The organism is Kitasatospora sp. NBC_01560, from assembly GCF_045208415.1.
Classification (GTDB): Bacteria; Actinomycetota; Actinomycetes; order Streptomycetales; family Streptomycetaceae; genus Kitasatospora.
This window is the reverse complement of sequence record NZ_CP109364.1, coordinates 4,534,725-4,553,967: the sequence shown is the minus strand read 5'-3', so window position 1 is coordinate 4,553,967 and position 19,243 is coordinate 4,534,725. Positions and strand designations below refer to the sequence as shown.

Annotated in this window: 18 protein-coding genes; 13 read left to right on the top strand and 5 right to left on the bottom strand. The window is 75.0% G+C overall.

Annotation, left to right across the window (positions count from 1 at the left end):
• Window positions 1–15: 15 nt before the first annotated feature.
• Window positions 16–963 carry an NAD-dependent epimerase/dehydratase family protein gene (locus OH807_RS19875; RefSeq protein WP_406211088.1) on the top strand — a complete coding sequence of 316 codons (948 nt, stop codon included), beginning with the start codon at window positions 16–18 and terminating at the stop codon, window positions 961–963.
• Window positions 964–971: 8 nt separating this feature from the next.
• Complete coding sequence (locus tag OH807_RS19870; protein WP_406200602.1) at window positions 972–1,436, top strand: nuclear transport factor 2 family protein; 465 nt, start codon at window positions 972–974, stop codon at window positions 1,434–1,436.
• Between the two features lie 77 nt (window positions 1,437–1,513).
• On the opposite strand, the gene OH807_RS19865 is transcribed toward OH807_RS19870, so the two are convergent.
• Window positions 1,514–2,551, bottom strand: a complete 1,038-nt coding sequence (locus OH807_RS19865) for a polyprenyl synthetase family protein (protein WP_406200600.1) — start codon at window positions 2,549–2,551, stop codon at window positions 1,514–1,516.
• A 395-nt stretch (window positions 2,552–2,946) separates the two neighbouring features.
• Between OH807_RS19865 and OH807_RS19860 the strand changes: the two genes are divergently transcribed.
• The 7 genes from OH807_RS19860 to OH807_RS19830 all read left to right on the top strand — a co-directional run bounded on the left by OH807_RS19860 (window position 2,947) and on the right by OH807_RS19830 (window position 12,129).
• A complete protein-coding gene (locus OH807_RS19860; RefSeq protein WP_406200598.1) occupies window positions 2,947–4,791 on the top strand; it encodes an LCP family protein in 1,845 nt (614 codons plus the stop codon).
• 353 nt (window positions 4,792–5,144) lie between these two features.
• On the top strand, window positions 5,145–5,930 hold the full coding sequence (locus OH807_RS19855; RefSeq protein ID WP_406200596.1) for a VOC family protein: 786 nt from the start codon (window positions 5,145–5,147) through the stop codon (window positions 5,928–5,930).
• A 106-nt stretch (window positions 5,931–6,036) separates the two neighbouring features.
• Complete coding sequence (locus OH807_RS19850; protein WP_406200594.1) at window positions 6,037–6,786, top strand: HAD family hydrolase; 750 nt, start codon at window positions 6,037–6,039, stop codon at window positions 6,784–6,786.
• Window positions 6,783–9,191 (top strand): glycoside hydrolase family 65 protein, encoded by a 2,409-nt coding sequence (locus OH807_RS19845; RefSeq protein WP_406200592.1) that lies wholly within the window; start codon window positions 6,783–6,785, stop codon window positions 9,189–9,191. Before OH807_RS19850 ends, OH807_RS19845 begins: the two co-directional genes overlap by 4 nt.
• A 175-nt stretch (window positions 9,192–9,366) precedes the next feature.
• Window positions 9,367–11,079 (top strand): pyruvate dehydrogenase, encoded by a 1,713-nt coding sequence (locus OH807_RS19840; RefSeq protein WP_406211087.1) that lies wholly within the window; start codon window positions 9,367–9,369, stop codon window positions 11,077–11,079.
• 116 nt (window positions 11,080–11,195) lie between these two features.
• Window positions 11,196–11,837 carry a helix-turn-helix domain-containing protein gene (locus OH807_RS19835; RefSeq protein WP_406200589.1) on the top strand — a complete coding sequence of 214 codons (642 nt, stop codon included), beginning with the start codon at window positions 11,196–11,198 and terminating at the stop codon, window positions 11,835–11,837.
• A gap of 31 nt (window positions 11,838–11,868) precedes the next feature.
• Entirely contained in the window at window positions 11,869–12,129 is a 261-nt protein-coding gene (locus OH807_RS19830) for a DUF6126 family protein (protein ID WP_406200587.1), read from the top strand.
• 50 nt (window positions 12,130–12,179) lie between these two features.
• Here the strand turns inward: OH807_RS19830 and OH807_RS19825 are convergent, their stop codons facing one another.
• The gene (locus tag OH807_RS19825; protein ID WP_406200585.1) at window positions 12,180–13,721 is read right to left on the bottom strand and encodes a PLP-dependent aminotransferase family protein; all 1,542 of its coding nucleotides are present in this window, start codon (window positions 13,719–13,721) and stop codon (window positions 12,180–12,182) included.
• Between the two features lie 306 nt (window positions 13,722–14,027).
• Here OH807_RS19825 and OH807_RS19820 point away from each other — a divergent pair, with 306 nt between their 5' ends.
• On the top strand, window positions 14,028–14,930 hold the full coding sequence (locus OH807_RS19820) for a hypothetical protein (RefSeq protein WP_406200583.1): 903 nt from the start codon (window positions 14,028–14,030) through the stop codon (window positions 14,928–14,930).
• 61 nt (window positions 14,931–14,991) lie between these two features.
• Here OH807_RS19820 and OH807_RS19815 read toward each other — a convergent pair whose 3' ends face one another.
• Complete coding sequence (locus tag OH807_RS19815; RefSeq protein WP_406200581.1) at window positions 14,992–15,645, bottom strand: MOSC domain-containing protein; 654 nt, start codon at window positions 15,643–15,645, stop codon at window positions 14,992–14,994.
• 238 nt (window positions 15,646–15,883) lie between these two features.
• On the opposite strand from OH807_RS19815, the gene OH807_RS19810 reads away from it, so the two are divergent.
• Window positions 15,884–16,387 carry a hypothetical protein gene (locus OH807_RS19810; RefSeq protein ID WP_406200579.1) on the top strand — a complete coding sequence of 168 codons (504 nt, stop codon included), beginning with the start codon at window positions 15,884–15,886 and terminating at the stop codon, window positions 16,385–16,387.
• A gap of 67 nt (window positions 16,388–16,454) precedes the next feature.
• On the opposite strand, the gene OH807_RS19805 is transcribed toward OH807_RS19810, so the two are convergent.
• On the bottom strand, window positions 16,455–17,285 hold the full coding sequence (locus tag OH807_RS19805) for an NRDE family protein (RefSeq protein ID WP_406200577.1): 831 nt from the start codon (window positions 17,283–17,285) through the stop codon (window positions 16,455–16,457).
• A 226-nt stretch (window positions 17,286–17,511) separates the two neighbouring features.
• Here OH807_RS19805 and OH807_RS19800 point away from each other — a divergent pair, with 226 nt between their 5' ends.
• Window positions 17,512–17,985, top strand: a complete 474-nt coding sequence (locus tag OH807_RS19800) for a carboxymuconolactone decarboxylase family protein (protein WP_406200575.1) — start codon at window positions 17,512–17,514, stop codon at window positions 17,983–17,985.
• A gap of 10 nt (window positions 17,986–17,995) precedes the next feature.
• A complete protein-coding gene (locus OH807_RS19795; RefSeq protein WP_406200573.1) occupies window positions 17,996–18,817 on the top strand; it encodes an isocitrate lyase/phosphoenolpyruvate mutase family protein in 822 nt (273 codons plus the stop codon).
• A gap of 162 nt (window positions 18,818–18,979) precedes the next feature.
• Here OH807_RS19795 and OH807_RS19790 read toward each other — a convergent pair whose 3' ends face one another.
• The gene (locus tag OH807_RS19790; RefSeq protein ID WP_406200570.1) at window positions 18,980–19,240 is read right to left on the bottom strand and encodes a hypothetical protein; all 261 of its coding nucleotides are present in this window, start codon (window positions 19,238–19,240) and stop codon (window positions 18,980–18,982) included.
• Window positions 19,241–19,243 lie beyond the last annotated feature (3 nt).

The window sequence follows — 19,243 nt, the reverse complement described above, 5'->3', positions numbered from 1 at the left end:
ACGGGGGACAGCGGTATGCGGGGCAGGAAGATACTGATCACCGGCGGCACCGGGCAGGTCGCCCGGCCGGTCGCCGAGGCACTGGCCGAGCGGAACGAGGTCTGGTGCATCGGCCGGTTCGGCACACCGGGCGTCGAGCGGGAGCTCGCCGCCCGCGGCATCACCACCCGGCAGTGGGACATGGCGGACGGCGCCGACCTCGCCGGCGCGGGGCTGCCGACGGACTTCACCCACGTCCTCCACTCCGCCGTGCACCGGGGCGAGGACGGCGACTTCAACGCCGCCGCCGAGATCAACGCGGTGGCCGCCGGCCGGCTGATGACGCACTGCCGCACCGCCGAGGCGTTCCTCCACGTCTCCACCGGCGCCCTCTACAAGCGGCAGACCCTGGAGCACGCCTACACCGAGGACGACCCGGTGGACGGCTCCGCCGAGTGGCTGCCCGCCTACCCGGCGGGCAAGCTCGCCGCCGAGGGCGCCGTCCGCGCCTTCGCCCGCGTGCTCGGCCTCCCCACCACCATCGCGCGGCTGAACATCGCCTACGGGCCGGGCAGTTACGGCGGCGTGCCGATGCTCTACTTCAGGGAGATGCTGGCCGGCCGGCCGATCGCCGTCCCGCTGGAGGGCCAGAACTGGTTCTCCCCCCTGCACACCGACGACCTGGTGGCGCAGGTGCCGCCGCTCTGGGCCGCCGCCTCGGTGCCGGCCACGGTGGTCAACTGGGGCGGCGACCAGTCGGTCGGGATCACCGACTGCATCCGCCACCTGGAGGAGCTGACCGGGGTCACCGCCCACCTCGTGCCGAGCGAGGTCACCCGGGAGACCTACCGGTTCGACCCGGCGCTGCGCCGCCGGCTGACCGGCCCGTGCACGGTGGACTGGCGGGACGGGATCGAGCGGACCCTGCGGGAACTGCACCCGCAGCACATCGGCGACGCCCGGCGCGCCGCGGCGAAGGGCTGAGGAGCGTCATGACCGACATCAGCGACCGTACGGCCGTCCCCGCGTCCCCCGCCTCCCCGGCGGCCCCGGCCGGCCCCGACGCCCGCAACCGGGCCGTGATCGAGCGCGCCTACCGGGCCTTCCGGGAGCGCGACGTGCCGGCCCTGCTGGACACCCTCGACCCGCGGGTGGAGTGGGTGCACCCGGACGGCATGGCCGCGTACGGTCTCGGCGGCACCAAGCACGGCCACGCCGGGGTACGGGAGTTCCTCTCCCGGGTGCCCGCGGTGCTCGGCGGCATGCGGCTCGAACCGCAGGAGTTCGTGGCGGCCGGGGACCGCGTGGTGGTCTTCGGTGTCCGGCAGGTCACCTCGGTGCGCGGGACGACCGGCACACTGCCGTTCATCCACTCCTGGACCCTGCGGGACGGGGTGGCGGTCCGGATGGAGGACATCTTCGACACGGTGCTCTTCTGCCGGGTGATCGAGAGCTGACCGGGCCGTCGGGGCGGGGCCGCCGCGGCCCCCGCCCCGACGCCGCCCGCGGGCCCTCGGCGGCGCCGGCGCAGCCCCTAGCGGTCCCGGCGGGCCACGAAGTCGCAGATCTCGTCGAGCACCGACCGCGCCGGGCCGGCGGGGAGGTCCGCGAGCGCGGCCCGGGCCAGGCCCAGCCGGTCGTGCATCATCGCGCGGGCGTCGGTCATCGCGTCCGAGGACCGCAGCAGGGAGAGCAGGCGGCGGTGCTGACGGGCCGTCGCGGGCCGGCCGGAGGTCAGCAGCTCGCGCAGCTTGCGGGCCTTCGGCCGCTGGTCGGCCAGGGCGAGCAGGACGGGCAGGCTCGGCACGCCCGCCGCGAGGTCCTTGCCCTGCTCCTTGCCGGAGACCGACGAGTCCGAGGTGACATCGAGCAGGTCGTCGGAGATCTGGAAGGCGAGTCCGAGATGCTCCCCGTAGGTGCCGAGGGCCCGGACGAGTGCGTCGGGGGCGGCCGCCTGGACGGCGCCGATCCGCAGCGAGACGGAGATCAGCGAGGCCGACTTGCCGGATATGACGGCGAAGTAGTGGGCCAGCGCGTCCTCGTGGAAGGCGTCTGGGGCCGGTCCGGCGAGCTCCCGCAGCTGCCCCTCGACCAGTCGCTCGGTGACCCGGGTGTGCAGGAGCAGGCTCTCCCGCTCCAGCCCGGCCGCGATCGCGCCGCCCTTGGCGAGGAGCCAGTTGCCGGCCAGGACGGCGGTCCGGTTTCCGTGCACGGCGTTGATGCTGGGGGCGCCGCGCCGGGTGCCGGCCTGGTCCATCACGTCGTCGTGGCAGAGCGAGGCGGCGTGGACCAGCTCGACCAGCATCGCGGCGTCGACCACTCCGGCCCGGCCGGGTTCGCCGAACTCGGCGCCGAGCAGCACCATCAGGGGGCGCAGCCGCTTGCCGCCGCTCATCACCACCCGGTCGGCCAGTGCGGCCGTGAACGGGTGCCGGGCCTGGGCGACGCACGCACGCAGCCGGTCCTCGGTCGCCGCCATGCCCTGCCGCAGCCGGGACTCCAGCTCCGGATCGCACTGCGCCATTCCGGCGAGCGAGCCCCGGTCGTGGGTGGTCCTCGTCAGCACGGCCATGGTCGTCCCCCCGTTTCCGGCCCGGGCGCGACCTCCGGCCCGGTCCCTCAGCAATCTACGTGACGTCCGCGGCGGTGCGGGCGGGGGGTGGTGGGTGGCCGCACGGATGCCCGGGGAGCGGTCCGCCGGGGTGCCCCGCGGGCCGGTCCCGGGCCGGTCCTGGGCCGGTCCCGATGGCGGGCGAGGCCGATAGGACAAATATGACTGGCTTGTATGCTCCGAGAGAGCCTTCTGTGACCGCAGGGGCTCCGGAGGGGAAACGGGGGCAGTCCCGGGGGGCGTTCGTCGGTCATTGCGACGGTCGTACGTGCAACCCGGCGGCGGTTTCGGCCGTCTCTCTGTGTGCAGTGCGCCCGGGTGTACGGGTGCCGCGTCCGCCGGTGAAAGGTACACGGATGTCAGGTCAGTGGGGCGAGGGCCCGGCTCGTGGCGACGACGCGCCCGGTGGGCTCACGACCGGGGGCAGTGACGCCGGGGTGCCGCAGCCGCGCGCGGGCGGCCGGGCCGAGGCACGCCGCGCGGCCCAGGGCAAGGGCGCGCCGGGGAAGAACACCCAGGGCAGAGGGGCACCGGGCACGGGCGCACCGGGCAACGGAGCACCGGGCCGAGGGGCACCCGGCCGGGGTGGACCGGGCCGGGGCGCCGGGCCGGCGGCCGAGGCCTCCGCGGCCGGCGGGCGGGCCGCGGCCCGCAACAGCCGCAAGCCCAAGAAGAACGTGAAGAAGATCGTCGCCTGGTCGGCGGCCGGCGTGCTGGTGCTGATAGCCGGCGCGGGCGGCGCGATCTACCTCAAGCTCAACGGCAACATCAAGTCCTTCGACGCCGACGCCATCGCCACCGACCGCCCGCCGGAGGCCCAGGCGGACGCGGACGGCAACAAGCCGGTCAACGTCCTGCTGATCGGCTCGGACAGCCGCGGCAAGGACAACTCCGACCTCGGCGGCGGCGAGGACGGCGGTGCCCGCTCGGACACCACGATCCTGCTGCACGTCTACGCGGACCACAAGCACGCCGTCGGGATCTCCATCCCGCGCAACGCCAAGGTGACCATCCCGCCCTGCAAGCTGCCGAACGGCAAGTGGACCAAGGGCGCCACCAGCGACCTCTTCAACGCCGCGTTCTCGACCGGCGGCAGTGACGACGGCAACCCGGCCTGCACCCAGAACACCGTCGAGAAGCTCACCGGCATCCGGGTCGACCACACCATCGTGGTGGACTTCCAGGGCTTCTCCGCGATGACCAAGGCCGTCAACGGCGTGGACATCTGCCTGCCGAAGCCGATCTACGACAACGACATCAACCCCAAGCTCACCAAGCGGGGCAACCTCGTCCTGCCGCAGGGCAAGCAGAAGGTCGAGGGGCAGAAGGCGCTGGACTACGTCCGGCTGCGCCACGGCCTGGGCGACGGCTCCGACATCGGCCGGATGAAGCGTCAGCAGGCCTTCCTCGGTTCGCTCGCCTCCAACATCAAGGGCCAGGGCCTCAATCCGACCACGCTGCTGCCGCTGGCCGACGCCGCCACCAAGTCGATGGTCGTCGACCCCGGCCTCGGGAGCGCCGACAAACTGCTCTCCTTCGGCCTCTCGCTGAAGAACATCGACATGCACGACCTCAAGTTCGTGACCGTTCCCTGGCGCTACCGCACCCAGGACATGGACCTCGACATCGTCGAGAGCGACGCCAAGAAGCTCTGGGACACCATCAAGGCCGACCGGACCATCGACGGCCAGAACGCCACCGGCGAGCAGACGGCCGCGCCGGGCTCCCCCGCCGCCACCCCCGCGCCGGCCGACCCGACCTCGCCCCCGGCCGCACCGGCGGACGCGGGCAACTCCGCCGTCAAGGTGTCCGTCTACAACGGCACCACGAGCACCGGGGCGGACGGCAGGGCGAGCGAGCTGCTCAAGGCGGCCAAGTTCACCGCGACCAAGGCCGGTACGGCGGCCGGCACCAAGTACGCGACCACCATGGTCGAGTACGGCTCCGGCCAGAAGGCGAACGCCGAGAAGGTGGCCGCACTGTTCCCGGGGGCGAAGGTCGAGGCGGGATCCTCGGCGGGCGTCATCGTGATCGTCGGCAAGGACTTCGTGGCCGCCAACGGCGGCGCGGCCCCGTCGACCGCGGCGGGCGCCCCGGCGGCCGCCGCGGCACCCGCCCCGCTGCCCACCAGCGTCACCAACGACGCCCGCTCGGCGGACGACGACATCTGCGCCAACACCAGCTACGGCAGCGGCGGGTAACGCACGGTAGCCGTACCGGCGCCCGGGTGTGCCGCGCCCGGGCGCGGTGCCGTGGCCGGCACCCGGGCCGAACCGCCGGTCCGGTTGAAGGAGCGCGCCCGGAGCGGCAAGCAGCAGCCGTACTTCGTGAAGCCGCCGCGGCACGCCCCGTGACCGCCGCCGCGCCGGTGCCCCGGCCGTCGCCCAGCAGGGCGCCGTCCGGTGGCGGGAACGCGGTGGCCCGGCGATGGTGGGCCGTGTACCGCCGTTCGGCTGCCCGCCCGCCGGCGCCCGCGAGCCCGCGGGCCCGCCCGCCCGGGCCGCCCGGGCCCGCCCGGCCGGGGCGGAGGACCATCGCTCATGGAGGCCCAGGAATGCCCGAAGTCACCGCTCCGTACAAGCCCGGCACGCCGTGCTGGGTCGACCTGATGACGAGCGACCAGCAGGCCGCACTCGACTTCTACCGCGACCTCTTCGGCTGGCAGGGCGAGATCGGCCCGCCCGAGTTCGGCGGCTACGCCATGTGTCTGCTGAACGGCCGGCCGGTCGCCGGGATCATGGCCCGAACGGCCCCCGAGGGCCAGCCCGAGCCGCCGGTGTCCTGGACGACCTACCTCGCCTCGGACGACGTGGAGGCCACCGGCAGCGCCATCGCCGACGCCGGCGGCGCGATCCTCTACCCGGCGATGGACGTCGGCACGGTCGGCCGGATGCTGGTCGCCGCGGACCCGACCGGGGCGGTGTTCGGCGTCTGGCAGAAGGTCGACTTCATCGGCGCCGGCATCGTCAACGAGCCCGGCGCGCTGGTCTGGAACGAGCTCAACACCGGCGACACCGACGCGGCCGGGTCGTTCTACCACCGGGCCGTCGGCCTGCGCCCGGCGACCATCCAGGGCATGGACGGCTACTTCTCGCTCAACGTGGGCGACCGCACGGTGGGCGGCATGCAGCCCGTCCCCGAGTACCTGGCGGCCGGGACGCCCGCGCACTGGATGACGTACTTCTCGGTCGACGACACCGACTCCACGGTGGACGCCCTCGTCCGGGCCGGCGGCTCGGTGGTCCAGCCGCCGTTCGACATGCAGTCCGGCCGGATGGCGGTCGTCCAGGACCCGCAGGGCGCCGTCTTCGCGGTGATCGCCTCGCCCGACTCGCCCTGACGGCCCGCGGCGGAGGCCACCGGCCCCCCGGCGGCGAGCCGCCCGTTCCCGCGACGCGCCGCCGGGAATGGGCGGCTTCCCCGGTTTTGGGGGTAAGACTTCACCCATGCTGGGGCTTTCGGACGACATCCGCGCTTTCCTCTTCGACCTCGACGGGGTGCTCACCCAGACCGCCAAGGTGCACGCCGCGGCCTGGAAGGACACCTTCGACGCCTTCCTGCGCGCCGAAGCGGCCCGCACCGGTGGGCCGTTCGTCCCCTTCGACGCCGTCACCGACTACGACACCTTCGTCGACGGCCGCCCGAGACTCGACGGCACCCGGGCGTTCCTGCGCAGCCGCGACATCGAGCTGTCCGAGGGCGGCGACGCCGACCCGCCCGGCGCCCGCACCGTGCACGGGATCAGCCTGGCCAAGAACGACACCGTGCTGCGGATGATCCGCGAGCAGGGCGTCCAGCCGTACGAGGGCTCGGTCGCGTACGTGCACCGGCTGCGCGCGCTCGGGCTGCCCAGCGCGGTGGTCTCGTCGAGCGCCAACTGCCGGGACGTGCTGCGCGCCGCCGGGATCGAGGAGCTGTTCGACGTGATCGTCGACGGGGTGGTGGCCAAGCGGGAGAGCCTCCCGGGCAAGCCCGCGCCCGACACCTACCTGGCCGCCGCCCGCGCCCTGGGCGTCGAGCCCGCGCACGCCGCCGTGTTCGAGGACGCCCTCGCCGGGGTCGCCTCCGGCCGGGCCGGCGGCTTCGGCGCGGTGGTCGGCGTGGACCGCACCGGGCAGGCCGCCGAACTGCGCCGCGACGGCGCCACCGTGGTCGTCACCGACCTCGCCGAGCTGCTCGAAGGGGGCGCGGCATGACCGGCCTGGACAACTTCAACGTCGACCCCTGGCAGATCGTCGAGCACGGCCTGGACCTGGAGTCGATGGCCCGTGCCGAGTCCGTCTTCGCGCTCTCCAACGGCCACATCGGGCTGCGCGCCAACCTCGACGAGGGCGAGCCGCACGGCCTGCCCGGCACCTACCTGAACGGCGTCTTCGAGCTGCGCCCGCTGCCCTACGGCGAGGGCGGCTACGGCTACCCGGAGTCCAGCCAGAGCGTCATCAACGTGACCAACGGCAAGATCATCCGGCTGCTGGTGGACGACGAGCCCTTCGATCTCCGGTACGGCGAACTGCTCGGCCACCGCCGGTGGCTGGACTTCCGGGACGGGCTGCTGCGGCGCGAGGCGGAGTGGACCTCCCCGGCCGGGCGGACCATCAAGGTGCACTCGACCCGGCTGGTCTCGCTCACCCAGCGGGCCATCGCCGCCGTGGAGTACACCGTGGAGGCGGTGGACGCGCCGGTCCGGATCGTCCTGCAGTCGGAGCTGGTCGCCAACGAGCAGCTGCCCGGCGGCCCCGACGGCGATCCGCGGGCGGCCGCGGTGCTGGAGGCGCCGCTGATCGCCGAGGTCAACCACGCCGGCGGCAGCAAGGCCGTGCTGGTGCACCGCACCCGGTACAGCGGCATCCGGGTCGCCGCCGGGATGGACCACGTCATCGAGGGACCGGACCGGCTGGACACCGTCGCCGAGTCGGAGGCCGACCACTGCCGGATCAGCGTCACCACCCTGCTCCGGCCGGGCGAGCGGCTGCGGCTGGTGAAGTTCATGTCCTACGGCTGGTCGGCGACCCGCTCGCTGCCCGCCGTCCGGGACCAGGTGGAGGCCGCGCTGACCGCCGCCCGGTACACCGGCTGGGACGGCCTGGTGGCCGAACAGGCGGAGTTCCTCAAGGAGTTCTGGGAGACCAGCGACGTCGAGATCGAGGGTGACGTCGAACTCCAGCAGGCCGTCCGGTTCGCCGTCTTCCACGTGCTCCAGGCGGGCGCCCGGAGCGAGGAGCGGGCCATCCCCGCCAAGGGGCTGACCGGCCCGGGCTACGACGGCCACAGCTTCTGGGACACCGAGACCTTCGTCCTGCCGGTGCTCACCTACTGCCTGCCGGCCGCCGTCAACCAGGCGCTGCGCTGGCGCTACACCACGCTGCCGATGGCCCGTGAACGGGCGGCCCAGCTGGGCCTCGCCGGGGCGGTGTTCCCCTGGCGGACGATCCGCGGCGAGGAGTGCTCCGGCTACTGGCCGGCCGGCACCGCGGCGTTCCACATCGGCGCCGACATCGCCGCCGCCGTCGCCCGCTACGTCCGGGCCACCGGGGACGTCGAGTTCGAGCGCGAGTACGGCCTGGCGCTGCTGGTCGAGACCGCCCGGATGTGGCGTTCGCTCGGCCACCACGACGCCGCCGGCAAGTTCCGCATCGAGGGCGTCACCGGGCCGGACGAGTACAGCGCCGTCGCCGACAACAACGTCTTCACCAACCTGATGGCGCAGAGCAACCTGCGCGCCGCCGCCGAGGCCGCCACCCGGCACCCGCGCGAGGCCGACGCGATCGGCGTCGACACCGAGGAGATGGCCGCCTGGCGGGACGCCGCCGCGGCGATGTTCGTCCCGTACGACGAGAACCTCGGCGTCCATCCGCAGGCCGACGGCTTCACCGACCACCAGGTCTGGGACTTCGAGCACACCCCGGCGGAGAACTACCCGCTGCTGCTCCACTACCCGTACTTCGACCTGTATCGGAAGCAGGTGGTCAAGCAGGCCGACCTGGTGCTCGCCATGCAGGTCCGCGGGGACGCCTTCACCGACGAGCAGAAGGCCCGGAACTTCGCCTACTACGAGCGGCTGACCGTCCGCGACTCCTCGCTCTCCGCCTGCACCCAGGCGGTGATCGCCGCCGAGGTCGGACAGCTGGACCTCGCGTACGACTACACCGCCGAAGCCGCCCTGATGGACCTGCACGACCTCGGCGGCAACACCCGCGACGGCCTGCACATGGCCTCGCTCGCCGGCGCCTGCATCGCCCTGGTGGCCGGCTTCGGCGGGCTCCGCGACCACAGCGAGACGCTCTCCTTCCGGCCCCGGCTGCCGGCCGGGCTGATGAAGCTCGGCTTCTCGCTGATGGTCCGCGGCCAGCTGCTCGGCGTGCAGATCACCCACGGGGGCACGACGTACACGCTGCGCCGCGGCGAGGTGATCCACCTGCGGCACGACGGCGAGGCGGTCCAGGTGAAGGCCGGTACCCCGGTCACCCTGCCGACGACCGTCCCGCCCGCCCAGGAGCGGTGCAGCCAGCCCCCCGGCCGCGAACCCGCCCGCCGCCAGCCCCAGGCGGGCGTCGCCGGGGGCAAGGTCGGCACCGGTCCGGAGCACCTCGCGGCGGAGTAGCCGGCCCGGCGGGCCGGTCGAGCGGCGGCGGGGCGCGGGCCCGGCCGCCGCTCACCCGTTCGGGCCCGGCCCGGCTGCGGGCCGGGCCCGGACGGCGGAGGCTGCGGGTGACCCGTGGCCGCCGGCGGCCGGCGGCCGGTGAAGGAGAGCCCCCGTGGTGAGCGTGGCCGAGCAGATGGTGGAGGTGCTCCGGCAGGCCGGGGTGGAGCGGGTGTACGGGGTGGTCGGCGACAGCCTGAACCCGGTGGTGGACGCGATCCGCCGGGCCGAGGGGATCAGCTGGGTGCACGTCCGCAACGAGGAGGCCGGCGCCTTCGCGGCTGCCGCCGAGGCCGAGCTCAGCGGCCGCCTCGCGGTCTGCGCCGGCTCCTGCGGCCCCGGCAACACGCACCTGATCCAGGGCCTCTACGACGCCCAGCGCAGCGGTCTGCCGGTGCTCGCGCTGGCCTCGCACATCCCGTCCGGGCAGATCGGCACCGGGTTCTTCCAGGAGACCCACCCCGAGCGGGTGTTCACCGACTGCAGCAGCTGGTGCGAGATGCTCTCGTCCCCCGCCCAGCTGCCGCGCCTGCTGCGGATCGCGATCCAGCACGCCCTGGGCGCCCACGGCGTCTCCGTCCTCGCCTTCCCGGGGGACGTCGCCGCGCTGCCCGCCGCCGGGCCGACCGGCAACAGCGGCTTCCTCACCGAGCAGGCCGTCGCGGCCCCGCCGTGGTCCCAGGTGCAGGCCCTGGCCCGGGCCCTGAACGAGGCCCGCCGGGTGGCCCTGTTCTGCGGCGCGGGGGTGCGCGGGGCGCACGCGGAGGTCAGGGAGGTCGCGCAGGCCCTGCACGCGCCGGTCGGACACTCCCTGCGCGGCAAGGAGTGGATCCAGTACGACAACCCGTACGACGTGGGGATGAGCGGCCTGCTCGGCTACGGTGCCTGCCACGAGGCGCTGCACTCGGCCGACCTGGTGCTGCTGCTCGGCACGGACTTCCCCTACGACTCCTTCCTGCCGCAGGCCCGGACGATCCAGGTGGACCACGACGCCACCCGGCTCGGCCGCCGCACGCCGCTCGAACTCGCCGTCCACGGCGATGTCTCCGCCACCCTGCGCGCCGTCCTCCCGCTGCTGGAGCCGAAGGCCGACCGGGCCTTCCTGGACGACATGCTGGGCAAGCACTACCGCGCGCTGGAGGGCGTGGTCGGCGCCTACACCAAGGACATCGGCAAGCACCTGCCGATCCACCCCGAGTACGTCGCCTCGGTGCTGGACGAGGTGGCCGCGGACGACGCCGTGTTCACCGTGGACACCGGGATGAACAACGTCTGGGCCGCCCGCTACCTCCAGCCGAACGGCCGCCGCCGGGTGATCGGCTCCTTCCTGCACGGCTCGATGGCCAACGCGCTGCCGCACGCGATCGGCGCCCAGCTGGCCTGCCCCGGCCGGCAGGTGGTCGCGATGGCCGGCGACGGCGGGCTGTCGATGCTGCTCGGCGAACTGCTCACGGTGGCGAAGCACCGGCTGCCGGTGAAGACGGTGGTGTTCAACAACGGCGCGCTCGGCATGATCAAGCTGGAGATGCTCGTCTCCGGCTACCCGGAGTCGGAGATCGACAACGGGGACGTCGACTACGCCGGGATCGCCCGGGCGATGGGAATCCCGGCCAAGCGGGTCACCGATCCGGAGCGGGTGCGCGAGGTGCTGGCGGAGGCGCTGGAGCGCCCAGGGCCCGCGCTGGTGGACGTGGTCACCGACCCCAACGCGCTCGCCGTTCCGCCGCACATCACCGCCGCCCAGGTGAAGGGCTTCGCGCTGGCGGCCGGGCGGACGGTGCTCTCCGGCGGGGTCGGGCGCATGATCGACCTGGCCCGGAGCAACCTGCGGAACATCCCCCGGCCGTAGCCGCCCGGCACCGGAGCTGCCCCGCGCCGTAGCCGCCCGCGCCGCAGGTGTCCGACGGCGTTTGCCTCTGAGGCAAATTTCTTGCCCGTGCGGCACGCAGGGTGTCCACTGGGCACATGAGCACCAGCCCGTCCGGCCCCGCCGGCGCCGCATCCGGCGAACAGCTCGACGACCACGAGGTCGCCGGTCTCGCCACCCGGCTGCGCGAACACCGGCTCGGCAGCCGCCTCACCCTGGAGGTCGCCGCCGCGCGGGTCGGCCTCTCCCCAGCCTATCTGTCCCGGCTGGAGACCGGCCGCCGGCAGCCCTCGCTGCCCGTCCTGCTCGGCCTCGCCCGTGCGTACGGCACCTCCGTCTCGGGCCTCCTCGGCGAGGCCATGGTCGAGCCGGACCCGGTGGTGCGCGGCGGCGTGATCGAACCGGGCCGCGCGGGCGGCTGGGGCTACCGCCGGGCCGGTGCGCCCGGCCGCGCGATGCAGGCGCTGCGCGTGCACGTCCCCCCGGGCGTGCAGGACACGGTGGTCCGGGTGCACCCCGGGGAGGAGTGGCTCTACGTCCTCCAGGGCCGGCTGCGGCTGACCCTCGGCGACCGGACCCACCTCCTCGCGGAGGGCGACTCCGCGCACTTCGACTCGCTCACCCCGCACTGCATCGCCGCCGACTCGGCGGACGGCGTCGAGCTGCTCTTCGTCCACACCCTGCTGCAGAGCCCCGGAGGCGAACTCTGCCTCGGTGGCGGGCCCGCTGCACCCCACTGACCCACGTCAGAACTCCCGGAGGAGATCTCCCATGGCTGATCCCACCACCACCACTGCCACTGCCACCACCACTGCCACTGCCACCGCCACCGCCACCGCCACTGCCACGGCCGTCGGGGCCGGCACGGCGGCCGCCCCCGCGGTGAGCCCCAAGGACGCCCCGAAGACCATCGACGCCGGCAAGTGGGCCAACCGCCGGGTCGGCATCCGACTGGTGATCTACACCGTCGCGACGCACGCCTTCGCCGGCTTCCTCCTGCTGCTCTTCGAGCTGGGCAACCGCAACAAGTAGCCGCCGGCCCGTTCGACCCGGTCCGCCCCCTCCGGCCCCCGGCCCCCGGCCTAGGCCCGCCGCAGGAGCTCGCCGAGCGCCTCCAGGGCGGCCGGGAAGGTGCGGTCGGGCGGGGTGCCGTAGCCGACCACCAGGGCCGGCGGGGCGTCCGGGGCGAGACCCGGGTCCGCGAGGTGCCAGCCGAGGCCGCTGACGACCAGCCCGACGGCGTCGGCGCGGGCCACCAGCTCGGCCTCCGACGCCGCGCCGGGCGGCAGTTGCAGGACGGCGTGCAGGCCGGCGGCGATGCCCGTCACCTCGACGTGCGGGGCCCGGGCGGCGAGTTCCGCGACCAGCCGGTCGCGGCGGCGCCGGTAGTGCAGCCGGCAGCGGCGGACGTGCCGGTCGTAGGTGCCGGAGGTGATCATCTCGGCGAGGGTGAGCTGGTCGAGGACGGGCGACATGCCGTCCGCCAGCTGCTTCAGCCGGGCGACCGGCTCGACCAGGGCGTCCGGCAGCGCCAACCAGGCCAGCCGCAGGCCGGGGGCGAGGCTCTTCGCGGCGGTGCCCGCGTACACCACCCGCTCGGGGTCGAGCGCCTGCATCGCGCCCAGCGGCTGCCGGTCGTAGCGGAACTCGCCGTCGTAGTCGTCCTCGATCACGTACCCGTCGTGCTCGCGCGCCCAGCCGACGGCGGCGGCCCGGCGCTCGGCGGCCAGCGCCGCGCCGGTCGGGTACTGGTGGGCCGGGGTGAGCAGGACGGCCGCTGACCGGGCGTCCAGCCGGTCCGTTCGGGCACCGGAGCAGTCCACCGGCAGCGCGAGGGTGGCCAGCCCGGTGGCCCGGACGGTGTCGCGCTGCGGCGGCAGCCCGTACCCCTCGACGGCCAGGGCCCGGCCGCCCCGCTCGCGCAGTGCGGTGCCGAGCAGGGCGAGCCCCTGGGTGAACCCGGCGCAGACCAGCAGGTGTTCGGGGTCGGTCCGGACACCGCGGACCCGGGCCAGGTAGGCGGTCAGCGCCTCCCGCAGCTCGATCCGGCCCAGCGGGCTGCCGTAGTCGAACGCCTCGTGCGGCGCGGTGGCGAGTGCCCGGCGTGCGGCGGACAACCAGGCGCTGCGCGGGAACAACGAGACGTCCGGGCGGCCGGGCATCAGGTCCAGCCGGCCGTGCCGCCGGCCGCCCGGCGGGGCGGCGGACCGCCGGCCGGGGTGCGGCGCCGTCCGCTCGGCCACCGTGGTGCCCGAGCCCTGCCGGGAGGTGAGCCAGCCCTCGGCGGTGAGCTGCCCGTAGGCCTCGACCACGGTGTTCCGGGCGATGCCGAGGTCCTCGCCGAGGGCCCGGGAGGACGGCAGCCGGGTGCCGGGGGCCAGCCGTCCGTCCTGCACCGCCTCCCGCAGCGCGTCCTCCAGGGCCGCCCGCAGGCCCGTCCCGGCGGCCCGCCGGCCGGTGAGGTCGAGGTGGAGGTCGCCGCCGAAGGTCGTCCAGGAGCCGGCCGGGGCGGCGCGGCCGGTGGTCCGGCCGGCCGGCCGCGGAGTGGCCCGGGAGGCGGGCGGGGACGTCGGCGGGGAAGTCGGCGGGGAAGTGCGCGGGGAGGCGGGCCGGGAGGTCGTCATGGGCGGTGGGACCGTTCCGTACGGGGCGTCGGGCCGCCCGGGCTTCGTCCGTACCGCGATTATCGCCGCTCTCCCGCGGACGGCCCGTCCCCGCTCCCCTGCGCCGGACCGGTGCGGCCCGGCGGGGTGGTGAAATCGGCGCCTCGGTGAGGGAGTTCACGAGGCGGCGGAGGCAGCCCCGGCCGGTTCCCGAGGTGTCCGGAGACGGTGGCCGTCGGCGTCCCCGGCGCCGGGCACGACCTGCCCCTCGAACGCCCCGGCGAACCGGCCCGGCCGGTCGGCGGCCGCGTTCCGTAGGCTGCGCCCATGACCGAACGGACGGGCGCCCGCGAGCTCTACGAGGCGCTGCTCCGCCACGAGGGCGGGACGGCGTACCGGGACGTGGTGGTGCCCTGGCTCGACCGGGCCGCGGCCGGCCACCGCTCCCGGCTGGCCCGCGCGGCCGGGTACCGGCCCTGGTGGCGGGAGGAGGACGGCAGGGCCCTGCTTGAGGAGCTCTACGCCCTGAGCCGGGTCGCCGATCTGCTGCTGCTGGCCTTCCAGCCGCCCGCGGACGGGCCGGAGGCCCCCGGGCCGCCGCTGCCCGGGATCCCGGAGCAGCAGTACGTCGGCCTGTTCGCCGCGCTGGGCATGGACGCGTTCGGGGGCGGCGCCTTCGACCCGTTCCTGCACGAGATCGTCGAGGTCGAGCAGGCGGCCGACCCGGACGCCCCGATCGAGGTCACCGACGTGCTCTGGCCCGGCCTGATGCTGGGCGAGCTGCTGTTCGTCCGGGCCGGCGTCCGGGTGCGGGCCGGCAGGGCGCGGGCCCGGCGCGGCGTCGCCGACCGTTCGCCGCTGTACTGGACCTTCCGGCGCCGCCACCGGCCGACGGTCGACCTCTCGCACGGCTGGGGCGGCAACTCGCAGTGGCGCACCGATCTGCGCCTGGACTACCGGACCGCGGCGGGCGACCGTCTCAACGTGGCCGGGACGGGCGCCGTCGACGGCAGGCCGGACCTCCACCCGGACCACCCGCAGAATCTCGGCCCGGACGAGCGCCTGCTGACCCCGGCGGAGCGGCGCGACCTGCTGCGCCACCGGTGCCTGCTGCGCGCCCCCGAGGCGGCCGGGGCGGCCGGGGCGGCCGGGGCGTTCGCGGCGGAGCGGCCTGACTGGTCGGGCGACCTGATGCCGTTCGACTGGCGGTTGCCCGCCGCGGAGGAGTGAGGCGGCGGCGCCGGGGGCGTGACGACCCGGTGCGCCCGGTGCGCCCGGTGCGCCCGGTGCGTTACGTGCGTTCCGTGCGCTTGCGGGCCAGTGCGAGGCCCTCCGGCGGCAGCGCGTCGGCGACCAGCAGCCGCGGCAGGAGGTCCGGTTCGAGGGTCAGCGCACGGAAGGCGAGCGCGACCGTCACGTCGTGGCCGGGCCGGTGCACGATCGCGACCGGGTCGCCGGCCCGGATCCGGCCCGGCTCGATCACGCGCAGGTAGGCGCCGGGCAGCGCGGCCCGGGTGAACCGCTTGATCCAGCCGTCCTGCTGCAACCACCCCTGGAACGTCCCGCACGGGATGCGCGGGCAGGACACCTCCAGGACGACGTCCGGACCGATCCGCCAGCGCTCGCCGATCAGCGCGCCGTTGACGTCCAGGCCGAGGGTCGTGAGGTTCTCGCCGAACACGCCGTCGGCGAGGGGCCGGTCCAGCTCGGCCGCCCAGGTGTCCAGGTCCTCGCGGGCGTAGGCGTAGACGGCCTGGTCCGGGCCGCCGTGGTGCTTCACGTCGTGGACGCGGTCGCCGGCGAGGCCGACCTCCCCGGTGCCCTTGGGGCCGGGCGCGGCGACGGCGACCGGTCCGGTGACCGGCCGCTTGTCGATCCCGGTCGTCCCGACGCCCTTCCACGGGTTGGGGCGGGGCCTGCCGACGTTGGCGGAGAGCAGCTTCATACGCGCGACGGTACGGGGGGCCGGCCTCCGGCGGCGACCCGTTTCCGTCCTCGGAGGCCACGGCTGGAGGCCGCCGTCCGGCGTCTGCCTTCCGGCGCTCGCGGGCGGTGCCAGGCAGTAGTGGAGACTGCTTCCGAAAGTAGCCAGTAGTAGCGGCTAGACACTGGAGCTGTCGGCGTGTCAGGATCGGTCCTGTCGCCGGACGGCAGGTCCGGCGGGCCGATCAGGGGAGGAACTCATGTCGCAGGACGCCCAGCCACAGTTCGTGATGGTGCCGGTGCCGGCCGAGCAGGTCACCAAGGTCTATGCCTTTCTGACGGAGCTCGCGGCGGTCGGGGCCGCTTCTCCCGTCGTCTCCCCGGCTCCGACCGGGGAGGCGACCCTCGGGGAGGACGGAAAGCTCCCGGTCGTCGAGTGGACGGTCGAGGACTTCCGCCGGCTGATGATCGAGCCGCTGGGCTCCGTGCAGGTGGTCGCCCGCGTGCTGGACGTGCTGGCCGAGCAGCCCGACACCAAGGTCGGCTACACGGCGCTGGCCAGCCACCTGGGCATGGAGAAGAAGAACCTGCAGGGCAATTTGGCCGCCTTCACGCGCGCCGTGCACCGGCACTACGGCCGCCGGAACTGGCCGATGACGTGGGTGGAGGCGCTCACCGACGAGCCGGGCCCGAAGGTCGAATTCTTCTACACGATGAGTGCGGCGGTGGCGAAGCGCTGGCTGAAGGCCCGCGAGGAGCACTGAGGATCCCGCCGGGCGCCGAGCCCCCGGCGCCCGGTCCGAGCCGAGTACCGGCCCTTACTGTCGGCGTCTAGACGACGCGCCGCCATCCGTCGGCAGGCGGACCGGCCGGACCGGCCGGACCGGACTGGCCGGCCACCGGCGCCGGGCCGAAGTCGTACCGGACTCCGGCAGGGCCGAAGGCGAGCAGGGAGACCGAGGACGAGCCCCAGATCCGTCCGTCCCCGAACTCGCGCCGCTGGATCAGGGCGGCCGGGTCGTCCAGGGCCAGGCCGTCGCCGGAGACGATCGGCAGCCAGGCACCCCACGCCTCGGCCGTCCTGCCCGTCCTGCCCGTCCCGCCCAGCGGCGCCGGGCGGGCGGCACCCTCGAAGCGGGCCCGGAAGTGCGCGGCCCGGGCGGCCATCAGCGAGCGGACCAGCTCCGAGGTGGTGCGGTCCGCCGCCATCCCCTCCAGCCCGTCGTTGAGCACGATGCTCAGGCCGGAGGGGAGTTCGTGCTCCGCCGCCCGGCTGCCGCCCCAGCTCAGTACCCGGGCGCCGGCCGGCCCGGCGAGGACGAGGTGGAACGGGTCGTAGCGTTCCAGGTCGAGGTGCGCGATGCCGCCGTCCCGGACGGCGGTCAGCGGGAGTTCGCCGCGCGAGAGCCGGGCCCCGGCCGGCGCCATGGTGCCGAAGCCGTTGAGCAGGCAGGCCGCCGCCGGCGCCCTTCCGGGGCCGCCCGGCTCCACCGCGAGCCACGTCCCGCCCGCCGCGAGGTCGAGCCCGCCGAGGACGGACTGCTGCGCGGGCCAGTGGTGGTCCGGCGGGGACCACCGCCGGCCGGCGTACTCGTCCCGGACGGAGAGCAGCAGGACGGGCACCGCCGAGGAGGGTTCGATGCTGACGAACGCCGTACACACGCCTGGTCCCCCTGACCTCGCGGATCGGGCGGCCGCACACCGCCCTGCCGCCGATCCTCGCACGCGCGTTCGCGTTCCGGGGGCCCCGGCCCCTCTCGCTGCCGCCCCCCGCCGTGCCACACTCGGCCGGGCCGCCGGGCCGGGCCGGTCGGCGCCCGAAGTGGCCCAGGATTCCGCGCCCCGAATGTGCCGGGGCGGCAGGCCACTCCCGGCCTAGGGTGGCCGTATGACGACGAACGACAGCGCCACCGTGCCCGCCCCCGCCCAGCGGATCTCCCTCCCCGATCTCGCCCCCGACTTCTACAAGGCCATGTCCGCGCTGGAGCGGGCCTCGCGGAAGGGCGTCGACCCGGTCCTCGCCGAGCTGGTCAAGGTGCACGCCTCGATGCTCAACGGCTGCGCCTTCTGCATCGACATGCACTCCACCGACGCGGTGAAGAACGGCGAGGGGCACCACCGGCTGCTCTCCCTCCCGGCCTGGCGCGAGACGCCGTGGTTCACCGCGAAGGAGCGGGCCGCGCTGGCACTGACCGAGTCGATCACGCTGCTCACCCAGGGCCACGTGCCGGACGCGGTCTACGAGGAGGCGGCGGCGCAGTTCGAGGAGGCCGAGCTGGCGCAGCTGATCACGCTGATCATCACCATCAACGCCTGGAACCGGGTCGGCGTGACCTCCCGGCTCAGCCCGGCCGCCAAGTAGGGTCGCCGCCATGACGTCCACTCAGCAGGAGAAGGCCCGGGCCCTTCGCGAACTCCACCGCCCCGGCGAGCCGTTGGTGCTCGCCAACGTCTGGGACGCGGCGGGCGCCCGGCTGGTCGCGGCGGCGGGGGCCCGCGCGGTCGCGACGGCAAGTGCGAGCGTCTCGTGGACGCTCGGCAGCGCGGACGGGGAGGCCGCCGACCGCGACGAGGTGCTCGCCCAGACCGCGCTGGTCGTCCGCTCGGTCGGGCTGCCGGTGACGGCGGACCTGGAGAGCGGCTTCGGGGCCACCGCCGCCGAGGTCGGCGCGACGGTGGAGGCGCTGCTCGCCACCGGCGCGGTCGGGGTCAACCTGGAGGACGCGGGCCGGCCGGCCGCCGAGGCGGCGGAGCGGATCGCCGCGGCCCGGGCGGCGGCGTCCGCGGCCGGCGTCGACCTCTTCGTCAACGGCCGCACCGACGTCTTCCTGCACGGGATCGGCGACCCGGCCGGGCGCCTGGACGACGCCGTCGCCCGGCTGCGGGCGTACGTCGAGGCCGGCGCGGACGGTGTGTTCGTGCCGGGCGTGGCCGACCCGGAGACGATCGCGGCGCTGGTCGCGGCCGTCCCGGCACCGCTGAACGTGCTGGCGGGCCCGGGCTCGCCGTCGGTACCGGAGCTGGCGAAGCTGGGCGTGGCCCGGGTCAGCCTCGGGCCCGGGCTGGCCAAGGCGGCGTACGCGGCGGTGCGGCGGGCCGCGGAGGAGGTGTACGGCGCGGGCACGTACGGCGCGCTCGACGGCGGGCTCACCTACCAGGAGCTCAACGCCCTCGGAGCGGGCCGAGCCGGCTGACCGGCCCCGCCCGAACCCGGCCCCCGGCGGCGCGGGCCGACGGCCCCCCCCGGCGGGACGGGCCCCGACGACGGGGCGGCGGCCCGGACGCACACGGGGGCGTCCGGACCGCCGCCGGCGGTCGGTGGGCGGGCCCGTCCGCGGGGGCGGCGGGCCCCCTCGTCAGTTCAGGACCTGCCCGCTGATCCCCGGGTGCTTCATCTGGTTCGAGCCGACGGCCTCCACCTGCTGGGCGGCGTGGCCGACCAGCGGCAGCTTGCCCGCCTCGCGCAGCGCGAGATCGGTGGGGGAGAGGTTGAGGCCACTGGAGAGGCCGTCGAGGGCGTCCGGCTGGGAGGCGACCGAGGTGGCGGCGGACGCGGCGGGCGCGGCCAGGGCGAGGCCCGCCATGGTGAGGGCGGCCAGGGTGGCGATTTTCTTCATGGA